The sequence below is a fragment of the Alteromonas salexigens genome (genome assembly GCF_025628895.1).
Taxonomy (GTDB): Bacteria; Pseudomonadota; Gammaproteobacteria; order Enterobacterales; family Alteromonadaceae; genus Alteromonas; species Alteromonas salexigens.
In genome coordinates this window covers 539,128-563,656 of the sequence record NZ_JAOTJC010000006.1, presented here as the reverse complement: position 1 = coordinate 563,656, position 24,529 = coordinate 539,128, and the positions used below count along the sequence as shown (strand labels likewise).

Annotated in this window: 17 protein-coding genes; 13 read left to right on the top strand and 4 right to left on the bottom strand. The window is 53.2% G+C overall.

All coding sequences use genetic code 11. The features are described 5' to 3' along the window. Positions 1-59 precede the first annotated feature (59 nt). Entirely contained in the window at positions 60-4,406 is a 4,347-nt protein-coding gene (locus tag OCL06_RS06590) for an alpha-1,6-glucosidase domain-containing protein (protein WP_262993126.1), read from the top strand. A 205-nt stretch (positions 4,407-4,611) separates the two neighbouring features. After that, a complete protein-coding gene (locus OCL06_RS06585) occupies positions 4,612-5,451 on the top strand; it encodes a patatin-like phospholipase family protein (protein WP_262992938.1) in 840 nt (279 codons plus the stop codon). On the opposite strand, the gene hutG is transcribed toward OCL06_RS06585, so the two are convergent. Both hutG and hutI read right to left on the bottom strand, forming a co-directional pair. After that, positions 5,436-6,389, bottom strand: a complete 954-nt coding sequence (gene hutG, locus OCL06_RS06580; protein ID WP_262992937.1) for a formimidoylglutamase — start codon at positions 6,387-6,389, stop codon at positions 5,436-5,438. The genes OCL06_RS06585 and hutG overlap by 16 nt on opposite strands. Continuing rightward, a complete protein-coding gene (gene hutI / locus OCL06_RS06575) occupies positions 6,379-7,581 on the bottom strand; it encodes an imidazolonepropionase (protein WP_262992936.1) in 1,203 nt (400 codons plus the stop codon). The genes hutG and hutI overlap by 11 nt, the downstream gene beginning before the upstream one ends. A 102-nt stretch (positions 7,582-7,683) precedes the next feature. Here hutI and hutC point away from each other — a divergent pair, with 102 nt between their 5' ends. Genes hutC through hutH form a run of 3 tightly spaced genes read left to right on the top strand, consistent with a single transcriptional unit; the run spans position 7,684 to position 11,631 of the window. Further along, a complete protein-coding gene (gene hutC / locus OCL06_RS06570; protein ID WP_262992935.1) occupies positions 7,684-8,409 on the top strand; it encodes a histidine utilization transcriptional repressor HutC in 726 nt (241 codons plus the stop codon). Beyond that, positions 8,406-10,079, top strand: a complete 1,674-nt coding sequence (gene hutU, locus OCL06_RS06565) for a urocanate hydratase (protein WP_262992934.1) — start codon at positions 8,406-8,408, stop codon at positions 10,077-10,079. Before hutC ends, hutU begins: the two co-directional genes overlap by 4 nt. Position 10,080: 1 nt before the next feature. After that, on the top strand, positions 10,081-11,631 hold the full coding sequence (gene hutH / locus OCL06_RS06560) for a histidine ammonia-lyase (RefSeq protein WP_262992933.1): 1,551 nt from the start codon (positions 10,081-10,083) through the stop codon (positions 11,629-11,631). Here hutH and OCL06_RS06555 read toward each other — a convergent pair. After that, complete coding sequence (locus OCL06_RS06555) at positions 11,628-13,238, bottom strand: SGNH/GDSL hydrolase family protein (RefSeq protein WP_262992932.1); 1,611 nt, start codon at positions 13,236-13,238, stop codon at positions 11,628-11,630. The genes hutH and OCL06_RS06555 overlap by 4 nt on opposite strands. Continuing rightward, positions 13,238-15,031: an SGNH/GDSL hydrolase family protein gene (locus OCL06_RS06550; RefSeq protein ID WP_262992931.1), complete on the bottom strand. Its 1,794-nt coding sequence runs from the start codon at positions 15,029-15,031 to the stop codon at positions 13,238-13,240. The genes OCL06_RS06555 and OCL06_RS06550 overlap by 1 nt, the downstream gene beginning before the upstream one ends. A 158-nt stretch (positions 15,032-15,189) precedes the next feature. Here OCL06_RS06550 and OCL06_RS06545 point away from each other — a divergent pair, with 158 nt between their 5' ends. From OCL06_RS06545 to OCL06_RS06510, 8 genes are all read left to right on the top strand, one after another. Continuing rightward, a complete protein-coding gene (locus OCL06_RS06545; protein ID WP_262992930.1) occupies positions 15,190-17,022 on the top strand; it encodes a carbamoyltransferase family protein in 1,833 nt (610 codons plus the stop codon). After that, positions 17,022-17,444, top strand: a complete 423-nt coding sequence (locus OCL06_RS06540) for an SxtJ family membrane protein (protein WP_262992929.1) — start codon at positions 17,022-17,024, stop codon at positions 17,442-17,444. The genes OCL06_RS06545 and OCL06_RS06540 overlap by 1 nt, the downstream gene beginning before the upstream one ends. A gap of 1 nt (position 17,445) precedes the next feature. Continuing rightward, a complete protein-coding gene (locus tag OCL06_RS06535; RefSeq protein WP_262992928.1) occupies positions 17,446-17,598 on the top strand; it encodes a DUF5989 family protein in 153 nt (50 codons plus the stop codon). A 7-nt stretch (positions 17,599-17,605) separates the two neighbouring features. Then, positions 17,606-18,115: a TrmH family RNA methyltransferase gene (locus OCL06_RS06530; protein ID WP_262992927.1), complete on the top strand. Its 510-nt coding sequence runs from the start codon at positions 17,606-17,608 to the stop codon at positions 18,113-18,115. A gap of 266 nt (positions 18,116-18,381) precedes the next feature. After that, on the top strand, positions 18,382-19,224 hold the full coding sequence (locus tag OCL06_RS06525) for a PEP-CTERM/exosortase system-associated acyltransferase (protein ID WP_262992926.1): 843 nt from the start codon (positions 18,382-18,384) through the stop codon (positions 19,222-19,224). A gap of 89 nt (positions 19,225-19,313) precedes the next feature. Further along, complete coding sequence (locus tag OCL06_RS06520) at positions 19,314-21,221, top strand: alpha-amylase family protein (RefSeq protein ID WP_373318447.1); 1,908 nt, start codon at positions 19,314-19,316, stop codon at positions 21,219-21,221. Further along, positions 21,211-22,131 (top strand): alpha/beta hydrolase, encoded by a 921-nt coding sequence (locus OCL06_RS06515; RefSeq protein ID WP_262992925.1) that lies wholly within the window; start codon positions 21,211-21,213, stop codon positions 22,129-22,131. The genes OCL06_RS06520 and OCL06_RS06515 overlap by 11 nt, the downstream gene beginning before the upstream one ends. Beyond that, positions 22,124-24,529 carry a glycoside hydrolase family 31 protein gene (locus tag OCL06_RS06510; protein WP_262992924.1) on the top strand — a complete coding sequence of 802 codons (2,406 nt, stop codon included), beginning with the start codon at positions 22,124-22,126 and terminating at the stop codon, positions 24,527-24,529. The genes OCL06_RS06515 and OCL06_RS06510 overlap by 8 nt, the downstream gene beginning before the upstream one ends.

Sequence of the window (24,529 nt, the reverse complement as noted above, 5' to 3'; positions counted from 1 at the left end):
TATTCGACCGTGCGTACGATGGTGCGCCAACGCAAAGAATGACACTGGAGCAACAACCTATGTGTAACAGCAAGCGGGCAATGGGACTGTTTGGTCTCATGCTCTCCACCCTGGTGCTCACAGGCTGTGGCGGTTCTGACGTAGAGTCAGGCAGCAACGACCTGTTAACCTGTGACGCACCCAACGTACCGAATGAAGCGGGTACCCAATGTGTGGCCCCGCCACCCATTGAATGTGACCCACCCACGGTCCCTAATGAGACAAACGACGCGTGTGTGGTAGGTGCAGACCCAACGCTACCTGATCCGGTATTTTTCCCGGGTGATAATCAGGCGGTACTCTACTACAACCGTGGCTCCGTAGATGCCGACAATGTACCAAACGATCCGGCCTACGATGGCTGGCGTTTGCATACCTGGAACAATGACGAGTGTGATGCCTACGCGGATGCAGATACCGACTGGGCCAATGGTCGTCAGCCAACCGGTATCGATCCTAACTATGGTGCTTACTGGGTGCTGGAGCTAAAAGAAGGGTATGGCAGCTGCCACAACTTCATTATCCACATCGGCACTGATGATGCTGGCAAGGAACTTGGCGGCGGCGACTTCAAAGGGTCGCTGGTGCAGGATGACGAAACCTTCACACGCATGAACTTCACCTTATCGGGTGAGCCTACTGTGTTTGAGTTTCCGATTATCTCACTGGGCCCGCAGCCGGTAGATATTGAAGGTCTGGCAGCGCATTGGCTGGATGCCAATACGCTGTTGTGGGACACCCCGGAAGGTGTCGACACTGTAAAGCTTCACTATTCTGCTACTGCCGATCTGGAAACCTCACTGGAATCCGGGCTTAACGGCACTGCCGTTGAACTGGAAATGGCCGAATTGACAGACGAACAGGCAGCCATAGCGCCGCATCTGTCGTCGATGTCAGCCTGGTACGGCGAATGGTCACTGGAAGATGCCAAAACAGTGCTGACCACCCAGGCGGTTCTGGGCGGATATGACTCAGAGGGCACCTTAGTCGCGGCCACGGGTATTCAGATGGCCAATGCGATTGATCAGGTTTACACCCGTGGTGAAGCTGACGCTGATGAAGCCAGCCTGGGTGCGGTTTACACAGACAGCGGCATTACCGCTGCGGTGTGGGCCCCGACGGCACAAAATGTCCGCCTGATGTCGTATAACGACAACAAAACGCTGGCTGCCAGTTATGACATGGTCCGCGATGATGCGTCGGGGGTATGGCGTTATGAAGGCAGCATGGATTTGGACCGGACCTTGTACCGGTATGAAATCACTGTCTTCCATCCAATCACTGGCGCAATAGAAACGCTGGAAACGACTGACCCGTACTCGGTCTCACTGACCACCAACGGGCGTTTTTCACGGTTCGTTAACCTCAGTGATGATGACCTGAAGCCGGAAGGCTGGGATGATCACAGCATTCCGACCATTCAGAACCCGGAAGATGCAGTGATTTACGAAGGCCATATTCGCGACTTCAGTGCCCGTGATATGTCTACTTCAGAGGCAAACCGCGGTAACTATCTGGCGTTTACTGAAACCGATACAGCGCCGGTAATGCACCTGCAAAAACTGGTTGAAGCGGGTCTGACCCACTTCCACGTATTGCCTGCGAATGACATTGCCACCATTGATGAAAACCCGGCCAATACCATTGACCTGTACAGCACGGTCGGTGAATTGTGTGTGTTGAACCGTGACGCCACTGTCTGTGAAGAAGAAAGCAGCGATGCGGTACTGATTGACGTATATAACAGCTACGATCCGCTGGCAGAAGCGGCTAAAGCGCAACAGCTGACTGCTGATCTGCGCGGCGTGGATACGTTCAACTGGGGCTATGATCCGCACCACTTCAATGCACCGGAAGGCAGCTACGCCTCAAGTGCCGAAGGGGTAGAGCGCATTATTGAAATGCGTGCTATGAACCAGGCCCTGCACGAGATGGGACTGCGTGTGGCACTGGACGTGGTGTACAACCATACCAACGCTTCCGGCGTGTTCCCTAAATCTGTGCTTGATAAAGTAGTGCCTGGTTATTATCACCGTTACGAAGTTGACAGTGGTGCCATTGTGCGTGAAACCTGCTGTGACGATACAGAGCCGCGTAACGTGATGATGGAAAAGTTCATGCACGACTCCTTGTTGATGTGGACTGAACACTACAAGTTTGACGCGTTCCGCTTCGACATTATGAGTCAGGCAACGGTAGATACCATGGTGCGCTTGCGTGACGCGGTTCAGGCTATAGACCCGGATAATTATTTCTACGGCGAAGGCTGGACTAAAATTGACCGTGGCTACGAACAAGCGAATCAGCTGAATATGGCCGGTACCGAAATTGGTACGTATAACGACCGTATTCGTGAAGCTATTCGTCAGGGCAATATCTTTAACCCTGACAGCGACGCTGCGCTAAGTGACCAGGATCGTGTGAAAGTGAGCATGGCGGGTACGTTGACTGATTACGTACTGAAAACGTCTGGCGGTACCGACAGCACAACCAGTAACTTAGGGGGTTATGCACAGGATCCGGCTGACATCATTAACTATGTGTCTAAGCATGATAATGAGACCTTGTGGGATCAGTTCAACTACACCCTGCCAATGGATATCTCGCTGGAAGAGCGGGTACGTGCCCAGAACATCGGGATTGGTATTCCACTGATGTCTCAGGGTATTCCGTTCCTGCAAATGGGTGGTGACATGCTGCGCTCCAAGTCGATGGATCGTAACAGCTATGACTCAGGCGACTGGTTCAACTATGTAGATTTCACGTATCAGACCAATAACTGGAATGTGGGCCTGCCACCTGCGCAGGACAACGAAGCACGCTGGGAAGAAATGGGTGAATTTATTTACTCGCCAGAGCGTGCTGCCAGCATGACGGATATTGAGTTTGCCTCCGCGGTGTTTAACGAGTTCCTGACCATTCGTACGGAAAGTCCGCTGTTCAGACTGACCACGCAACAGACAATTATTGACCGTGTAGGCTTCCATAACCTGGGCAGTCGTCAGCAACAAGGTCTGATTGCCATGTCACTGGATGATGGCATTACGCCAGACTCTGAGGTCATGCTTGAAGACCTGGATCCAATGAACGATGCCATCATGGTGGTAGTGAATACCGGCTATGAAGAGAAGTCCATTACCGTAAATACAGCTACCGGCTTTGAACTGCACATGGTGCAGATGAACTCGGTAGATGCGGCGGTGCGCGGCGCATACTTCACGGAAGGCACCGGTGACGCAGAAGGCAACGGGACCTTCACTGTACCTGCGCTGACCATGGCGGTCTTTGTGAAGCCACAAATGGGCGCGCAGGGTTATGGTCTGTCTGCTTACGCTACAGCTGGTGCGCCTGACGTAGTGCCTTACGGCGATACCACCGTGTACGTACGTGGTGGCATGAACGACTGGGGCGTGTCTGACGCTATGGAGTACCGTGGTGCAGGCGTTTACCAGGTAGCGATAGAGCTGATTGCAGCGACCACTTACGAGTTTAAAGTCGCGGCAGAAGACTGGGGGGATCCGTCAGGTGTTAACTTCGGCGCTGCCGACGGTGATGCGCAGGAAGTCATCGCGACAGAAGAGAAGGTGCTGGCTGCCAGCAACAATAACCTTATCTTCACGCCAAGTGTCGACGCGACGTACCTGTTCACTATCGATGCTACAGATAAAGACGCACCCGTGCTTACCGTTGAGAACGAAGAGCCGTATGTGGGTACACCGGTTTATCTGCGCGGGGGCATGAACGGCTGGGGCACAGACAACGAGCTGACTTACGATGGCGGTCGCCTGTATTCTGCGTCTATCGATATGGCTGAAGGCGCTTATGAGTTTAAGGTGGCCTCGGAAGACTGGTCTACCGTTAACCTCGGTGCGCTGTCTGGTGATGATGCTGACCGGGTCGTGGAGCTGGGGCAGGATACCTTCCTGACACCGTCTGACAACAACCTGCTCATCAACATCGAAAGTGAGGAAAGCTATGTCTTCATCTTTGATGTGACTACGCTTGAAGAGCCTAAAATTCGGGTATTCAAGGAAGAGTTCTGGGGTAATACACCGGTGTATTTGCGTGGTGGCATGAATGGTTGGGGAACTGACAATGAGTTCATGTACCAGGGCGGCGGTGTTTATACCGTAGATATCGACCTTAGCGAAGGGGCAACTGAGTTTAAGGTGGCTTCAGAAGACTGGGCGGCTGTTAATCTGGGTAACCCGGATGGTGAAGCCAGTAACCTGGTGACACCACAAACACCAAAAACAATTAGCACCAGTAACAACAATTTACTTATAGACGTATCGGCGGGTACCTATGAGTTCAGAGTTGAGGGGCCGGATGGTACGGCACCTACGTTAACGGTGACTGAAAAGTAACCTGTTATAAATGACCGAAGCCGCTCAGTTGAGCGGCTTTTTTTATACCTGTTGTTCGGGTATATAAGGGCAGGGACTATGAACATGAGCTCCTAAAAATACCAGTGGATGGACCACTTCTTGCTACCTATTATTTGTGATAGCTGACCCGGATCACAAAATCCGGCGTAGTCAGCCAGTGCACGGAGTTGCTAAGGAGTGAGTGATGAAAAGAGCATTAGTAGTAGAAGGCGGTGCAATGCGTGGTATTTTTGCTGCTGGCGTATTGGATAGCTTTATGTCCCGTGAGTACTACCCGTTCGACTTTGCGGTAGGGGTTTCAGCAGGTGCAACCAATCTTGCAACGTATGTCACCCGGTCCCCCGGGCTCAGTAAAACCATCATTACTCAGTATGCAACCAAACGGGAGTTTTTTAGTCCGCTGCGCTTTATCCGCGGCGGTCATATGACGGATGTACACTGGTTATGGCAGCAATGTAAGGCTGCACTGCCGAGGTGCAAAATGTCTCCGAAAAGTGACATTCCCCTGTATGTGGGTGTGACGAATGTGGAAACCGGACAATGTGAGTACCCGCGGGTCACCGCTGACAATATCGACCAACTGATGGTGGCATCCTGCGCAATACCGACCGCCTATCGTGAGCAACCGGTCATCGATGGAAAGCGTTACACTGACGGTGGTGTGGCTGACGCTATCCCGGTTAAGCAGGCTTACGAAATGGGCGCCAGGGACATCACGGTTATTCTGTCTCAGCCGTTAGGCTTTTCAAAACCAAAACTCAAAGCGGGCTGGTTACTGGACAAGCTATATGGTGCGCAACCGGCACTGCTCGACGCCCTCAAACGCCGGCCAGACAGTTATAACGAAACCCTGGCATTTCTTACCAACCCACCGGCCGACTGCCATATTCAGGTGGTGGCGCCAGACACTACGTTTAAGGTAAAGCGACTGACAATGGATAAACTGAAGCTGGCTATGGGGTATCGCAGCGGTAAAAATGCGGCACGCCGGCTACTTGCTGACGGCTGTCAGCGGGCTGCCTGATCCATAGCCTGAGTGAGTTCATAGACCATTCTGGCTGCCAGACGAGCGGTGCGGTGATCACTGTCATACACCGGATTTAACTCGGCGATGTCGCTCAGCCGCCACGCCAGAGAACGTGTACGCACTTCAGCAGCAAGCTGACGGATAAATAGTACAGCTTCCGCAGGCGGGATGCCGAGCCCGGCAGGGGCACTTACTCCCGGCGCGACGGCGGCGGGGAACACATCCATACATACAGTCACATAGAGTTCTTCCACCGTGTCCAGCAGTGGCTGCACACATTCCAGTGCGTGCTGCGCCGAAAAGGCATAATCATTAAGCGTAAGCGTGCCGGATTCTCTGGCGTAGTCCAGCAGGGCAGTGGTATTGGCAGCATCGCTAATACCCAGACAGGCATAGTCAAAAGATTTGTTGTGCTGCTGGCAATACGCTGAGATCTGCCGGAACGGGCTACCCGAGGAGGCGCCACTGTCAAACCTGCGTAAATCAAGATGGGCATCCAGATTAATAATACCTATCCGCTTGTCCGGTCTGGCCTCGTTCAACGCCTGAAAACTGCCCCACGCAATATCATGCCCCCCGCCAAGACCGATGACGTGGGCGCCCTGATGTAGATGACGGCCAAGCAATGACGCGTAATGCTGCTGGGTGTCGGCCAGTGTAGTGCTGATATTACTGTCACCCGCATCATAGAGCTGTACCGGTAGATGCCAGGGTAAACTAGCCAGGTTCTGACGTAGCGCATTGGGTCCGCCCGCCGCACCCACACGCCCTTTATTGGCCGCTACCCCGGTATCATTGGGGTAACCGGCCAAAACCACGTCTTGTGCGTTGACCTGAGTGTCCTTGACCGCGCTCTTAACGACCTGATGCCAGCGATGGCCTGCTGCCCCATCTTCAGCGTCGATTCGCCCTTGCCACAATGAACTAACGGACATGCTTTCCCCCACATATAATTGCCGAGGGGCGGTAGCCATTAATTTCATACACCAGTGCGGATGGATCCGGGACATCCCAAAGTGTTAAATCCCCCCGGTATTGTTCAGCAATAAGCCCGGTATTGGTTAGCCCCAGAGCTCTCGCGCCGTTAACCGTGATCCCCCGCAATGCTTCCTCCACAGTAAGACCAAACTGGACACAGGCCATATTGGCACAAGTCAGCAATGAGGCCACCGGTGAGGTACCGGGGTTAAAGTCGGTGGCGACGGCCATAGGCACTTTTGCATTCCGCAGGGCTTCCACTGGGGGAAGCTGGGTTTCCTTCAGATAATAAAACGCCCCTGGCAGTAATACGGCGACCGTCCCTGCAGCGGCGAGTGCCTGTACATCAGCAGGATCCAGGTATTCAACGTGATCCACTGACAGGGCATTATAGCTGGCCGCCAATGTCGCTCCGTTGCTGTTACTGAGCTGCTCAACGTGACCCTTTACAGCTAACCCATGCTGTTTGGCCGCCTCGAAGACCCGGCGGGTCTCTGCCAGTGAAAAGCCTACGCTCTCACAGAATACATCCACGGCATCCGCCAGAGCATGTTGGGCCACATGGGGGATCATGGTGTCGCATACGAAGGTAATATAGTCATCCGCCGAGACGTTCTCGCCCGGGGGCAGGGCGTGGGCGCCCAGAAATGTGCGCCGAACCTGAATGCCAAGCGTCTCTGCGACCTTGCCGGCAACGTCGAGCATACGCAACTCTGTTTCCTGATCGAGTCCATAGCCGGATTTAATTTCCACCGTCGTAACGCCTTCCTCTACCAGACGCTGCGCGCGGCGTAAGGCTTCAGCATGCAGTGTGTCTGCTGAAGCTTGGCGGGTGGCGCGTACCGTACTGCTGATACCGCCACCTTGTTTGCTGATCTGCTGATAACTGACGCCTGTCAGTCGCTGGGCAAACTCGTCAGAACGGTTACCTGCATAGACCAGGTGAGTATGGCAGTCCACCAGCCCCGGCAGACACCATTGCCCGTCAGCATCCACACAGTGTTCATCGTCAGCCGCGGTGAGTCCGCTGCCAAGCTCAGTAATTATCCCGTTACGGATGCGAATGTCCGTCGCCGATAACTCGCCATACGCTTTCGCAGTATCCTGCATAGACGCTATTCTGGCGTTTTTTACAAGGAGATTATGCATCGCTTTTTCCTCGTGAAAGAGTCGGGGGTAGTGTACGTGGCTATACTTGTATATACAAGCTGTTAACGTTACAGTTACATAAAATGAATACGGCCCATACCTATGCAACCCCGCTTTATTACTATCAAATCTGCGCTTTTGGATGACATTGCCGCCGGGCGTTTGCAGCCAGGCGCGCAGGTCGCGTCAGAAAATCAGTTGGCCACTCGCTTTGGTGTAAGCCGAATGACGGCGCGCAGAGCCATCAGTGAGCTGGTGACGGAAGGTATTCTGGCCCGTACACAGGGCGTAGGGACATTTGTGGCAGACAGCCGGCCAATGGCGTCTATGTTGACGGTACGGGGCATCCAGGAAGAAATACGGGCCCGCGGTCACAAGCACCACTGTGAGTTGTTATGCCATGACCAGCGAGTTGCTGAAAACGGTGTAGCCCAGTGGATGGGAGTCGATGAAAACACGCCGCTGTTCTACACAGAATTAACCCATTTTGATAACGACCTCGCCGTGCAGCTGGAATACCGCTGGGTCAATCCCAGCTGGGTACCTGAGTATATTCACCAGGACTTTTCCCTGACCACGCCGAACGAGTACCTAAGTAAGCAGGCCCCCCTGACCGAGGCGGATCACGTTGTGGAAGCCGTGCTGCCGTCTGCAGCACAGGCTGCGGCACTGGGTGTTTCGGCCTCGCTGCCATGTTTGCAAATCCATCGCCGCACATTCAGCCACCTGGGCGTAATCAGTGTGGCTACGCTTATTCATCCTGGTGACCGGTACCGACTCGGCGATCACCTGAACTTTACCCAATCACCGAACAAGGAGACCTCATGAACCGCGAAGATCCCACGCGTAAAATTCGTGCCCCCCGGGGCAAGGAACTAACCGCACAATCCTGGCAAACCGAAGCGCCGTTACGAATGCTAATGAATAATCTTGACGCAGAAGTAGCAGAGCATCCTGAGTTGCTGGTGGTTTACGGCGGGATAGGGCGGGCTGCCCGTGACTGGCCTTGCTTCGACAAAATTGTTGAGGTGCTTAAGCGCCTGAAGGACGACGAAACTCTGCTTATTCAGTCTGGCAAACCGGTGGGCGTATTTCCTACTCATAGTAATGCTCCCCGGGTGCTGATCGCCAACTCTAATCTGGTGCCACACTGGGCCCACTGGGAGCATTTTAATGAGCTGGATAAGAAAGGGCTTATGATGTACGGGCAAATGACCGCTGGTTCCTGGATTTATATTGGTTCCCAGGGCATTGTGCAGGGCACGTACGAAACCTTCGGTAGTGTCGCCAGAGCGCATTTCGAAGGGCAAACGCAGGGGCGTTGGATCCTCACCGGTGGACTGGGTGGTATGGGCGGAGCGCAGCCACTGGCAGCCACCATGGCGGGCTTTTCAATGGTGGCTGTAGAAGTAGACGAGAGCCGCATTGATTTTCGTTTGCGGACTGGCTACGTAGACAAGAAAGCCACCAGTATTGATGAAGCGCTGGCGTTCCTTGAGACTGCCAAAAACAGTGGAAAGCCGGTCTCTGTAGGACTGTTGGGCAATGCTGCGGATGTTTTTCCGGCGTTGCTGGAAAAAGGCATCATTCCGGATGTAGTGACCGATCAGACCAGCGCACATGATCCGCTGAATGGCTATCTGCCCTCAGGCTGGACGCTGGAACAAGCGGCTGCCCGGCGTAAGTCAGATCCACAGGACGTGGTGCGTGCTGCGAAAGCCTCAATGGCTGTGCAGGTCGCAGCCATGCTGAAATTTCAGCGACAAGGGTCTGCCACCCTCGATTATGGCAACAATATTCGGCAAATGGCCTTTGAAGAAGGGGTGAACAATGCGTTCGATTTCCCGGGTTTTGTGCCTGCGTATATTCGTCCGCTGTTCTGCGAAGGGGTTGGCCCGTTCAGGTGGGTCGCTTTATCCGGAGATCCGGAAGATATCTACAAAACTGACGCAAAGGTGAAGGAGTTAATTCCCGATAATGATCACCTGCATAACTGGCTGGATATGGCCCGGGAGCGTATTGCGTTTCAGGGGCTGCCATCACGCATTTGTTGGGTAGGCCTTGGGGAGCGTCAAAAGCTGGGACTGGCATTTAATGCGATGGTTCGCAGTGGTGAGTTAACTGCACCGGTAGTGATTGGCCGTGACCACCTGGACTCCGGCTCTGTTGCTTCGCCTAATCGCGAAACCGAAGCCATGCAGGATGGCTCTGACGCTGTGTCTGACTGGCCGCTGTTGAATGCCATGTTGAACACCGCAGGAGGTGCCACCTGGGTGTCTTTACATCATGGGGGCGGCGTAGGAATGGGCTTCAGTCAACACGCGGGCATGGTGATAGTGTGTGATGGCAGCGAAGAAGCCGACGCCCGCATCGCCCGGGTACTGCACAACGACCCGGCGACCGGTGTGATGCGTCACGCTGATGCCGGCTATGACATTGCCCGCCAGTGTGCCACAGAGCATCAACTGGATTTACCTATGCTGAATAAAGGAGCCTGATATGTCAGCTACATTTACGTTGTATCCCGGCGCACTGACCCTAGATGATTGCCGTCAGTGCTTCCGTGCTCATCAGCCCATTGCGTTAGATGAGAAAGCGTACCCGGCTATTCACCGGGCTGAGCAGACAGTCACCGAAGTGCTTAAAGAGGGGCGTACGGTATATGGTATTAATACGGGGTTCGGCTTGCTGGCGAATACCCGCATTCCGGAGCATGAATTAGAATTACTGCAACGCAGTATTGTGTTATCGCATGCCGCCGGCATTGGTGAGTATATGTCACCCTCGACGGTGCGGCTCATGATGCTGCTGAAAATAAACTCTCTGGCGCGGGGCTACTCAGGGATCCGTGCAGAGGTCATTGATGCATTAATCACACTTTACAATCATCAGGTCTGGCCGGCGATCCCCCAGAAAGGATCTGTTGGGGCGTCGGGGGATCTGGCCCCCCTGGCGCACATGAGTGCGGTGTTGCTTGGCGAAGGCGAGGTGCTGATAGAGGGCAAGCTGTGTGCGGCAAAAGCAGGGCTGGAACGTGCCGGGTTAACCCCCGTGGCGCTGGCACCGAAGGAAGGCCTGGCGCTACTGAATGGCACACAGGCCTCTACAGCGTTTGCGCTTGAGGGTTTATTCTACGCCGAAAACGCCTTGTACAGTGCCATGGCGATAGGTGCACTGAGTGTAGAGGCGGCGCAGGGCTCCCGGGTTCCATTCGATGACCGCATCCACGCGGTACGCGGACACCAGGCACAGCAGGATATAGCCCACGGCTTTCGTGCTTTACTGGATGAGTCAGAAATAGGAAACGCCCATGCGGGCTGTGAAAAAGTGCAGGATCCGTACTCACTCCGCTGCCAGCCCCAGGTATTAGGCGCGTGTCTGCAGCAACTGCGATTCGCGGCCGATACCCTGCAAACTGAAGCCAACGGTGTGTCGGACAACCCGCTGGTATTTGCTGATTCGTCGGACATATTGTCCGGTGGAAATTTTCACGCCGAAGCGGTGGCAATGGCCGCCGATATGATTGCCATTGCGCTGTCAGAAATCGGCGCGTTATCAGAGCGCCGAATGGCATTGTTGATAGACTCCAATTTAAGTGGTCTACCGGCATTTCTGGTGGATAATGGCGGAGTAAATTCCGGCTTTATGATTGCTCAGGTAACCTGTGCGGCGCTGGCCAGTGAAAATAAAACCCTGGCCCATCCGGCGTCCATTGACTCGTTGCCGACCTCGGCTAACCAGGAAGACCATGTGTCCATGGCAACCTTTGCCGGCCGGCGACTCAAGGATATTTTTGAGAATGTCGCCGGGATCCTCGGCATAGAATGGCTTGCCGCGGCGCAGGGAGTTGACTTCCGTCGTCCACTTACTACCAGTGAGGGGCTACAAGAAGTGCATGACCTGCTACGCACCAAAGTGACCTTCTATGATAAAGATCGCTATTTTGCTCCTGACATTGCTGCGGCTACAGAGCTGGTAACGGTGCACGCGTTAAGTGATGCTGTAGCGGAACGCGTAGGCCGGTTGCTGGAACCCGCAATTACCCGCTAACGCAGACGTTTCTCCAGTAGCCCCATGCGACTGGTAAGGTGGGAAGTAATACTTCCCGCGCGCTCAGCCCGCCGATAATAATGCAGTGCCTCTGCGTGGCGCTGATGTTTAAACAGCATGTCGGCGGCCTGTTCGTTGGTGAGAGGATCATGGGGCAGGGCGTCTGCCAACAGCATGGTCGCTTTAATAGCCAGTGGCGTGTTCCCCTGTTGCAGGTATAGTTCCCGGAGTGACGCTACCATTTTCCGCCAGCTGATGGCCTGTTCAAAATACTGTTTCCCCAATTGCTGCTCTTGGTCTTCAGGCGGTGCCAGTTTGATCGGAACGGGCGTTGCAGAAAACGGAAAGTCGGCTTTAAGTGCCTGAATTTGCGCGTATCCCGCATATTCTTCTGCGGCCAGCAGGGGCCGGTGACGCCAGGCCTCAGCCGTTGAAATATATGTGCCGGTAGCCAGGCGGGAGGAATGCAGCGCCTGATAAAATGTATCGGCGAGCAGAAAGTAGCCAGGGACATTGGGATGCAAGTGTTCCAGCATCAGTGTATTACCGATGATACCGTCCTCGCTGCGCTGGCGAAGCCGGGCTTCAGCATCAACCAGGGTGACCCCGGGGAGTTGCGCCAGCTTCCGGATGATCGTGTTAATATCGGAGGGTGCCCGAAAACGCAATGTGTCGTAATCCCGTGCCCGCCGCAAGTGCTGGCTGGCCATGGTCAGATTACCTCGCCGAAGGGCCTCCTGACCTTTTTTGAAGGCCACATCAGCCCGGTAGTCACTGGTGTCTGTGCTCCCTAACGGCGGTTGATCCCGAACATTACTGGCGATAGTACTTATGAAGACGGGAACCCCGGCCTCCTGATAGACAGACAGGGTCTTACGCATATTGGTTTCAAACTGCTGAAGCCCTTGTTGGTAACGGGGGGAGCGGAATGGAATGACGGTGTCACTGGCGACCTGCGCCATAAACGTGCGCCCGCTCTCGTTTGTCTGTGTGATGGGGAGCAGGGTGTAATACAAAGATTGCAGGGCGTCGACAATGGCAATCTGATAAAGGTTGAGGTAAGCCCGCGTGATCCAGGGGCCGCCAAATTGAAAGTGCGAACCAACACCAAAAATACCCAGATATTCGTTATGTCCGGCATAAATTAATACGGCATCAGGTTGTTGTGAGACGATTTCATCCGCCAGGTCAGCCAGTAAATAACTGTTCACCGCAGACATTGCCGTATTGACCACTTCCACCTGCCGCTGCGGGTAAGACTGTCTTAGGCGCCCCTCCAGCATGCCTGCCAATGATGCACCCAGCCCGTATGGGAATCCAGCAGCAGTGGATCCGCCCTGCACGAATATACGCAGGCCATTGTCGGGTTTGTCGCGTAGAAAGAAATTAGCCTCCATGGTAACCCTGGGCACCACTTCCTCAGGAAAATACCGGTTCAGAATATCCGGACGGGGTAACAGATAATCGTCGTGGGCGGGGTTGTCGATAAACAATGCGAGCTTTCCGCCAAACCCAGCCAGGCGCAGCCCACCCTCCAGTAACAGCAAGGCGATAACGGGGATCAATAAAGCGATAATGCGAAACAGCCATTGTCTGCCCACTGTCATTAGCTGGCTCCCAGTTGTTGTAAAAAGTAGTCAGGCCGCTGGCTGTCAGGGAATTGCTCTTTTGCAGCGCGAAGCTGACGAATAGCCGCAGATTTCTGACCGGCCTTAAACAGACTTTCTGCCAGTGTTAGCTGGTACATGAGTGAATTATTATCATGAGTTACTGCCTGACGGGCGAAATACCAGGCTCGGAAAGGGCGACCTGCCCGTAATGACAATTGTGCCGCTACCTGAGCAATGTCAGCTTTGAATGGTAAGGCGCTGGCAAGTGCGGCGGCCACATTAGCGGCACTCTCCCAGTCCTCTTGCTGCTGATACCAGGTCAGCAAACGGGGCTGTTGAGCCAACCATGGTGTGCCATTATAGCGTGCCAGCGCAAAGCGCCCCACAGCAGAGTTGGCCGCTGGTGGTGTAAACGGCGTGTGGCTGCGTTGAAACGGATAGTCAGAGGTAAGATTGGCTATCTTCAGTTCGGTTACCCGGGCATCGACTGCGGTGAGTGGCCGTTGCTGCCAGGCTTCATCTGCGGACAATGAGTGCACTGGTTCAGGGAGAATATGCTGTGCTTTTAACTGCTGGTAAAAAGCCTCGGCAATCAGAAAGTACCCCTTTTCATTGGGGTGCAGGTGCTCCAGCATTAACGATTCGCCAATAATGTCGTTCGGACTGTGGGCGGCCAGCAGGGAATAACTGTCTACCCATGTTGCGTGAGGAGTGTGGGCTAACTGTTTAAGCAATGTATTAAAGTGCGACGGGGCGCGAAAACGCAGTAAATCCGCATCCATGGCGTGGATAAAATGGGTAAGCGCCAGCCCCGGTGAGTCTGGCAGGGCCGCACTAGCCAAGCGATAATGTACGTCTGCGGAAGCGATCCCGGCAAGAGCGTCAGCGTGCTGAGAGGAAAGCGTGTTTGTTGCCGCAGATGAAATGGAATTGGAGTCAGAGTTTGCCAGAGGCGCTGAAGCAAACGGCGGTTGATGCTGTAAGTTGGCGGCAATACTGGATACCAGTGTGGGCACGCCGGCATCATTTAGCTGTGACAGTACGGCAGCCATATTATCGGTAAACTGGAATTCACCAGCTTTAAACACCGCGGAGTTATATGGGATATGCTGACTTTGCGCGACCTGCGCCATTACCGTGCGGGCATCGCCATTGCCAGGCGTTGGTTGACTGCGCGGTTGCATTAGCCATTGTAGTGCCTGAAATAAACGCAGTTCTTTCAGTTTTAAAAACATGACATTGGCGAAGTGACTGCCAAAGCCAGCGTACACGGACCCGGCACCCATGACGCCCAGATATTCATTGTGCCCGGCGTAAATTAACACTGCATCTGGCTGAATGCCGATAACTTCATCAGTAATGTCCCGAAGGGTATAACTGTTCACACTGGACATGGCCACAGAGATAATCCGCACATCCAGGTTTGGGTATTCTGCCTGTAACCGTGCCTCAAGCAGTCCGGCCGGAGACCCGAAACGTCCGTAGGGAAAGCCTGCCGCAGTAGACCCGCCCATCAACACTATACGCAACTGGTCAGCCGGCTTGTTTTTTTCAAAATAATAAGTATCCGGGCTCACATTGGGCGCGGGCGCACCGACATGGAAGTAACGCTGAATGAGTTCAGGGTTAGGAACTAAATATCCCGGTTGAGAGGCTGGGACAAACAACGGGTATGTTTTGCCGAATCCGGCGATCCGCAGGCCACCCTCAACTGCAGCGAGTACCAGAACCGGAATGAGTAATGCGATAAGTGTGAACCATCTTGATGTGGCTTTCGGTGAGGCTGGCATAATACATTTAATTAACAATAACAAAAGTATACACAATACGCTGACAAGTCAGCCAAGCGCAAGCTGGATACGTATGCAGCGGCGAAGCACTAGGACGAATCTTTTTGTTGAGGTATGCTCCACTGTAGAGCCTGTTCACACAATAATAACAATAAGCTATGAGCTATATTCTGGGGATCTCCGCGTACTACCACGACAGTGCAGCCGCCATTATAAAGGACGGCGAGATTGTTGCCGCCGTGCAGGAGGAGCGCTTCAGCCGCAAAAAACATGATCCGGCTTTTCCCGCCCGCGCCATTCAATACTGTCTGAAAGAGGCGGGGTGCAGTCTTGCAGAACTTGATTGCGTTGTATTTTATGATAAGCCACTACTGAAGTTTGAACGGTTGCTGGAAACCTTTCTGGTTCGTGCACCGCGGGGTTTCAGCACCTTTCTGAAGGCCATGCCAGTATGGCTGAAAGAAAAACTCTATCTGAAACAGGTGTTGCGCAGAGAGCTGCTGGCGCTGCAACCTGGCTTACGACGAGAGCAGCTGCCACCGCTGAATTTTACAGAACATCACCAGAGTCATGCTGCGTCTGCTTATTTCCCCTCACCCTTCACCCATGCTGCGGTCGTGTGTCTGGATGGGGTGGGGGAATGGGCAACCTCTTCGGTGTGGGAAGGCAAGGGAAGCAAATTAAAGCTGCTTAAAGAGTTGCAGTTTCCCCATTCGCTGGGCTTATTATATTCCGCATTTACCTACTACTGTGGCTTCAGGGTAAACAGTGGGGAATATAAGCTCATGGGCCTGGCGCCTTACGGTACGCCTCGTTATACCGACACCATTCTTCAAAATCTGGTGACCGTTAAAGACGATGGCAGCTTTGCGCTCAATCTGGATTACTTCGACTTTGAAACCGGGCACGCTATGACCAGTGCACGATTCCATCAGTTATTTGACGGCCCTCCCTGGCCACAGGACAAAGCCCCGGATCAACGCTGTATGGATCTGGCAGCCTCTATACAGCAGGTCACGGAGCATATTGTCGAGAATATTGCCCGCCACGCCCGGCAGCTTACTGGCGCCCGTCATCTTTGTCTGGCTGGTGGCGTCGCCCTGAATTGTGTAGCCAATGGCAAACTGCGACAAAGCGGTCTGTTCGATGATATCTGGATCCAGCCTGCAGCGGGGGACGCCGGCGGCGCACTGGGTGCAGCGCTGAGTGCCTGGTATATTCGTCAGCCTGACGCCGTAAAACCCAGTGTGGATTCGATGCAAGGCGCCCAATTAGGGCCAGCTTATACGGAAGATGAGATGAGGGCTGCATGCAAACACTGGGACCTGACACCGCACTTTATCGAGACGGCCGAACTGCATCGACGTGTGGCAGACCTGTTGCTGGCCGACAAGGTCGTGGGTTGGTTCCAGGGACGGGCAGAGTACGGCCCTCGGGCGCTGGGTAACCGCTCCATACTGGGGAATCCACAAAGCTCCCAAATGCAGCGAACAATGAACGTGAAAATTAAGCAGCGGGAATCGTTCAGGCCGTTTGCGCCGGCTGTACTCAGAGGGTCTTTGAAAGACTATTTTGATGCCGAGCCGGGAAATCCTTACATGCTGGAAGTGGCCCGGGTGCAGCCGCATCTGATTTTACCTGACAATACCGATCTGCAAGGCCTGGCACGCGTCAACGCGGTACGCTCAAGTATCCCTGCGGTCACGCATATTGATTACTCAGCCAGAGTACAGGTAGTAGATAAAGCAACTTCTGCAGGCTTTCACGCGCTCATAGAAGCATTTGCTGACGCCGGCGGGGTGCCCTTGGTAATCAATACGTCTTTTAACGTACGCGGCGAACCGCCTGTGTGCTCTCCGGACGACGCCATCCGGTGTTTTTTGGCGACGGATATGGACTATCTGGTATTGGGGTCTCTCATCATTGATAAATCAGCTGCCACTGAAGCTGCGATTGCCCGGGCGAAAACCATCACATTTGAGAAAGATTAATGAATAATTTCTGGTTACCCACAGTACCCGCCACCGACCATCAGGCGCTAAGACATTTTGGTTTAGGAATGGCGTTGGTGATAACGATGGTTTTCTGTGTTCTGTTACCCTGGCTATTCGCTACACCGTCACCCTGGTGGCTCGCAGTTGTGGTGTTGCCGCTCACCGTTTCGGCCATATTTTTTCCCGTGGCGGTATATCCTGTCTACCGACTGTGGATGGTCTTTGCCAGTGTAATGAATTACCTCAATACCCGCCTGCTGCTGGGGCTGGTGTTTTTTGTGGTAATTACCCCTATTGGTATTACACTGCGCCTTTTCCGGAAATTACAGTATAATCGCCGCCCTGATTCGGCCAGCAAATCATTCTGGACAGACCGGGCTCACGAGCCCAACGAACAACATTTACGGGAGCCGTTTTAACATGGTGGAGTTTATTCAAGACCTCTGGGCGTTTTTACGCGTACGCAAGAAGATGTGGTTGATGCCTATCATCGTTATTCTGGCCTTACTGGGTGGTCTGGTTGTGGCAACTCAGCAATCGTCATTGGCGACGTTCATTTATACTCTGTTCTAAGGAGAATATGCTGGTGAGTGCTCATGTCAGCCTGGGGCTGGTGAATCCAAAGTCAGCCGTCAATGTGGCGTCTATTCTGCGTGCTGCGGGATGTTATGGGGTAGACCACGTGCTCTATACAGGGCAGCGTTACCGGTATGCAAAAGATTTCAATGCGGATACCCGTGCCTTCCATAAGATGATCCCCACCATAGGGGTGGAAGACTTGTTTGAGTGTAAACCAACGGCGTCGAAGGTGGTGGTGGTGGAGTTGGTTGAAGGCGCTATTCCGCTTCCTGAATATTCCCACCCGGACAACGCGTTTTATGTCTTTGGCCCGGAAGATGGCAGCGTCAACGAGAATATACTGTCCCGCGCTGACGATGTGGTATATGTGCCTACTTTTCATTGTATGAATCTGGCGGCTACCGCGAATGTTTTACTGTACGACAGAATGTCAAAGCGTCGCTATGACGCGAGCAATGAAAGAATCCGGCAAAGTCGTGATCAGAATAACCGCACCCGGGTTCTGTCATAATTTCATAGAGTTGCGTAAAAAATTCCCTCTTTATTGATCTAACACAAACCAGTTGCGTATGCGCTTGTATACATAGGTATGGTTTACAGCGTAGTTAGATTCAGGCAGTGTAGGGCATTCGACCTTGGATCATTATGATCCGTCAAAAACCCCACATGGATAGTGTCCCAACAACAACGCAATAATGAAGAGTTGAGGTACGGGTGAAGCGCCGACTTTTGAACATTTTAAACAGAGTAAAACACGCCCCCGGCGTGCGACATGTTGTGCGACCTGTTATCCGCCGCAAGGTGAACAAAACGGTTGATGCCATTGCCAGTCATTTTTTTGAGCATTTTACATTAGTGGTTGCCACTGATGAGGCGTCTCAGCGGGAATGTTACAAAACCCGCCACCAGGTTTATTGTGAAGAAATGGGGTTTGAACCGGTACGTCAGTCGGGGTTGGAAACCGACGAATTCGACGACTATGCGCTGAGTTGTTATATAAAGCACAAAGCCACCGGCGATTGCGCGGGGACGATTCGGCTGGTCATGCCAGTACACCCCGGACAGTTGTTGCCATTGGAACAAAATTGCCCTCAGGCAATCCGTTTTGACGAACACAGTCCACAGCGTTACCCCCGACATTCAATCTGTGAAGTCTCCCGGCTGGCCATTCCCAAACGATTTCGTCGCCGTCAGTCTGACAGTAAACTTTCTCCTGTCACGGGCAAGCATTCCAAGAAAAATCTGGTCAATCAACATGCGTCCCGCTCGTTTCCGTATTTGTCGATGGCGTTGTATTTTTTCGCAGCGAGTATTTGCCTGATCCGGGATGTAGAAAATGTTTATGTAATGATGGAGCCTAAGCTGGCACGCAGCATGCGTTTACTGGGGATCAGCTTTCAGCAGCTTGGCAATGAGGTGGATTACCATGGTTCTCGGGCGGCCTATCAATTGTCGCCAGCCGAATTTATGCAGCAGATTTCGCCGGCATTACGCCGTTTTCAAAGAAAAATTATGGTAGAACTGGACGGCGTACCAGAATTCGGTCACGCGCTGTCGAATTACCATAACCGCACTGCACAAGTGAAGAAGCAACAGCAAAAACGTCGCCGGGCTGCCTGACAAAGTTATCGGCTGAATACGTATGTAATTGTCGTAACATCTTTTTAACCTGTATTCTTGTCTTACTCTTGAACTTACAGGAATAACAGATGGACTTTGATACCGTTCCCCGGCGCAACCGGCTGGTTGCCACTATCACCCTGGCACTGACCCTTGCCGCCTGCTCCGGACAGGGCTCACAACAACAAGATACCCAATCAATGAAACCCGCACCGGCTAACCAGACCGAACCCGCAAAAAAGGGGAAGCCTGTGGTGTATCAGGTATTTACCCGCCTGTTCGGAAATACCAACACCAACAATGTGCCCTGGGGCACACGGGAAGAAAATGGGGTTGGTAAGTTCAGTGATTTTACGGATACTGCGTTAACCGGAATAAAAGAACTGGGTACCACGCACATCTGGTACACCGGCGTTCCCCATCATGCCATCGTTGCCGACTACACCGAATACGGTATCTCACTGGATGACCCGGATGTTATTAAAGGACGGGCGGGCTCGCCGTACGCGGTTAAAGATTACTACAATGTAAACCCCGATCTGGCTGACGATCCGGCCAACCGGTTGGCGGAATTTGAAGCTCTGATTGAGCGAACCCATGAGCATGGCATGAAGGTGATCATCGATATCGTTCCAAACCATGTGGCCAGGCAGTATGAGTCGCTGAGTGCGCCGGAAGGCGTCAGTGATTTTGGTGCCAATGACAATACGACGGTGGAGTACGCCAGAGATAACAATTTTTATTACGTGGTAGGCGAGTCATTCCGGGTACCTGAACCCAAAGATAATTACCAGGTGCTGGGCGGTCATCCGCACCCCCTGGCCGACGGCAAGTTCGACGAAACGCCTGCTAAATGGACGGGCAATGGCGCCCGTGCTGCACAACCGGATCAGAACGACTGGTATGAAACGGTTAAAGTAAACTACGGGGTAAAACCCGACGGCAGCTATGATTTCCCTACGCTACCCGATGACTATGCACAAAAAGGTGTAGAGGCGCACGCTGAATTCTGGCGGGATAAATCATTACCCGATTCCTGGTACAAATTTCGCGATATCGCATTCTATTGGCTGGATAAAGGTGTAGATGGTTTCCGTTACGACATGGCTGAAATGGTGCCGGTGGAGTTCTGGTCATTCTTAAACAGTGCCATCAAGATGCGGAACCCGGATGCATTTTTACTGGCTGAGGTGTATCAGCCGCATCTTTACCGCGCCTACCTGAATAAAGGCAAAATGGATTATCTGTACGACAAGGTAGAGTTTTACGACACCCTGAAAACCATTATGCAGGGAAGTGGCAAAGTCTCGGACTTAGTGGCGATTCAGGAAGCTCACGGAAAAATAGCACCGAGCATGTTGCATTTCCTTGAAAACCACGATGAACAGCGTATTGCCAGCCCGGATTTTGCCGGCGATGCAGAAAAAGGTAAACCCGCATTGGTGGTATCTGCACTGATCAGCCGCTCTCCTACCATGTTGTATTTTGGTCAGGATGTGGGGGAAGACGGCAGCGAAGAGACCGGCTTTGGCGATCCTACCCGCACCACTATCTTTGATTATGCGGGCGTTCCTGCGCATCAGCGCTGGATGAATGACGGCAAATTCGATGGCGGTCAGCTCTCTGATAAAGAAAGGGCGCTGCGGGCGTTTTATATCGAGGTCATGCAAATTTCAGCCTCGCATCCAGCTATGAACGGTGAGTTTGCCAGTCTGCATGCCAGTAGCCTGAACAATGACAGTGAGTATAGCGAGCAGCAAATGGCGTTTGTACGGTATACCGGGGACAGCCGGTTATTGGTGGTAACTAATTTTGCCTCGCAAACCCGCAAGCTTACTTTGACTGTCCCGGAACAGTTAGCATCTGAACTGGGTTTGAACAGCGGCACCCCTTTCGACGCTTTGTTATCTTCTGACGTGTCCGCCACAGTGGGCGAGAGCGGGCAGACGATAACCCTGGAATTAGGGCCGCTGGAGTCAGCTGTTTATGAGTTCTAAACTCTATGTTGCCGTGGCGCTGGCAGGTGTATTAATGGGCTGTAGCGAACAGAAGCCGGGCACCAGCCAGCAAAGTTCATCGACAGTTGATCCCCCGTCAGCCCAGACCACCGCTGATAACTCGGTATCAGAGCACGTCACTGTGTTACCAGAGGCCGTGCAATACCCCGATGGCAGCGATCGGCGTATCTGGGTTTACCTGCCGCCCGATTACACCACCAGCTCATCCCGCTATCCGGTAGTGTATATGCATGATGGACAGAACGTGTTCAGTAAGGAAACCAGTTACGCGGGGGAGTGGCAGGTGGATGAGACACTCGATGCTTTGCATGCTGAGGGCGTTGGCGTGCCCATTGTGGTGGCTGTGGATCATGGTGGTGACAAGCGTATGCAGGAGTTGAGTCCGTGGACGAATAGCCGCTTTGGCGACGCAAGCGGTGATACCTATCTGCAATTTATCACGGAGACCGTTAAGCCCTACGTGGATAGTCATTACCGAACCCGCCCCGCAGCGGCTCATACTGGCATCATGGGCAGTTCAATGGGCGGTTTGATGTCCCATTATGCGATAGTGGCGCGACCTGACATATTCTCCCGGGCAGCAGTATTTTCCCCCTCGTACTGGTATTCACAGAGCAGTTTTGAATTTGCCGAAGCACATCCTTTGCCGGACAGCCATCGTGTGTATATGAATGTGGGGGAAAAAGAAGGCAGTCAGATGGTGGATGGCATGCAAGCGATGGCAAGCCTGCATCTTGCCCAGCAACACCCTGACGAAGCACTCAGGGCCACCGTGATTGCCGGTGCCGAGCATAATGAAGCATTCTGGCGCGGGCAGGTGACGCCTGCGCTGGCATTTCTGGGTTTTCTAACCAATTTTGATAACAAAGCAGAACAACACCATGAATAACGTTTTATCCTGGGTCCTGATAGGGCTGAGTATGGCTTGCGTGTCGGTGACCACGATGGCGCAGTCTCTGGTTTCTCACCATGTCAGTGATCACCGCATCCTGTTAACGCTGGATGATAACAGCAAGGTAAGAGTGTCGTTCCTTGGGCATAATACCGTTGAAGTGCTGTACCGTGCCGACGAAAAACAACTCCCTTCCATGGCACTTCCCGCCGAGGTTTCTGTAAAGCCTGTCAAGGTTGGGAAGGCTCCAGAGGGAACAACATTCAGCTACGGCCGGGTCACTGCGCGGGTATCTGAATCGCCGTTTCAGTTGGCATTTTATTTTGACAATGAACACCGCCTCAGTGAGGAGAAAGGCTTTTTCCATGTAGACAGCCTGCGTGGGTTCCGGTTTGCCCTGCAACCGGATGAGCAACTGTACGGTGGCGGGCAACGGGTGCTGGGCATGGATCGCAGGGGACATAAAATGCCCCTGTATAATCGCGCACATTATGGCTACACCACTGAGTCTAACCAGATGTATTATTCGCTGCCCGCAGTCATGTCCTCAGAAAATTACGCCGTAGTATTTGACAATTCCGCGTCCGGTAATCTGGATATAGGCCACAGTGAAGCAGACGTATTACAGTTCGATGCGCGCGCGGGTCGTACTGCTTACCTGGTGACGCTGGGTGAAAATCTCGCAGATGTATCCCGTAACCTGGTCTCAGTGACCGGCAAACAACCGTTACCGCCGCGTTGGGCGCTGGGTAATTTCGCCTCCCGATTCGGGTACCGAAACGAGAGTCAGACCCGGGATGTGGTAAAAAGGTATCAGGACGCTGATATCCCGCTGGATGGGGTAGTGCTGGATTTATATTGGTTTGGGAAAGATGTAAAAGGGCATATGGGTAACCTGAGTTGGGATCGTGAAGCCTTCCCCGATCCCGACGGCATGATGGCCGATTTTCGCGAACAGGACGTGCAGACCATTGTTATCACTGAACCGTTCGTGCTGACTACCTCCTCACACTTCGACAGTGCGGTACAGGCAGATGCGCTTGCCAAGTCACTGGATGGCGAAGTAAAAACCTTCGATTTTTACTTCGGCAATACCGGGCTGGTAGATGTGTTTAGCCCGGCGGGTCGGGACTGGTTCAAGCAATATTATACTAAGCTGGCAGAGCAGGGCGTAGCAGGCTGGTGGGGTGATTTGGGTGAACCGGAAGTCCACCCGGGTGATACATTGCACAATGTTGACGGAAGTTTATATACCGCAGATGCGGTACACAATGCCTATGGCCACCGCTGGGCGCAGATGGTGTATGAACACAGTCTGGATATTCAGCCTGACAAACGCCCGTTTGTATTAATGCGCAGTGGCTTTGTGGGCAGTCAGCGGTTCGGAATGATCCCCTGGACCGGCGATGTGAGCCGCAGCTGGGGCGGCCTGAAACCACAGGTTGAGCTGGCGCTGCAGATGGGGGTCTTCGGGCTTGCCTATACCCACAGTGACCTTGGTGGTTTCGCCGGCGGGGACGAGTTTGATGCTGAGTTGTATCAACGCTGGTTGCAATTAGGCGTATTCTCACCGGTGTTCCGGCCTCATGCCCAGGAGGATATTGCGCCAGAACCTGTTTATCATGATCAGCAGACAGTAGCCCAGGCCCGGGATCTTATCCGCTTGCGGTATCAGATGCTGCCTTACAATTATGCGCTCTCGATCGAGAACAGCCTGACCGGCATGCCGATGATGCGTCCGCTGTCTTTCTATCACGAAGGCGATGCCTGGTTTACGAACAAAGACAGTTATTACTGGGGTGAAAACCTGCTGATTTCACCGGTCACTGAAGCCGGTGTAAGCGAGTGGATGGTGGACTTGCCCCCAGGCACCTGGTATCACTTTTATACCGACGAAATCTATACCGGCGGTAAACCTGTGTCAGTGCCTGCGTCCTTAACCCAGATACCGGTAATGGTAAAAGCCGGTGGCGTGGTACCTATGCTTGACGCTGCCAGTACTACTGCTGAGGCTGACTTTTCTCAAATGACAATGCATGTCTGGGCTGGCGAGCAGGGGGTTGAGCATCAGTACCATTATTATGAAGATGACGGCAAACGAGTGGACTCCCTGAAAGATAATGCGTTTATGACCGGACAGGTGATACATCAGCGTCAGTCAGACAGCATGCGCGTACAGATGCTCACTACGGGCGGCTATGACCGTATGCCGACAAACAGAGAGCTGGAGTGGGTACTGCATGGGTTAACGCAGCAACCTGAGGATGTCATGTTGTCGGACAAGGTAGCGGTAAGCACTGATAAAAACAGTGCGGTGTACTGGGATGCGTCTTCGAAAACATTGCATGTGAACCAGCGGTTACAAGGTCACGGTGAGTTTACGGTGCATTGGTAA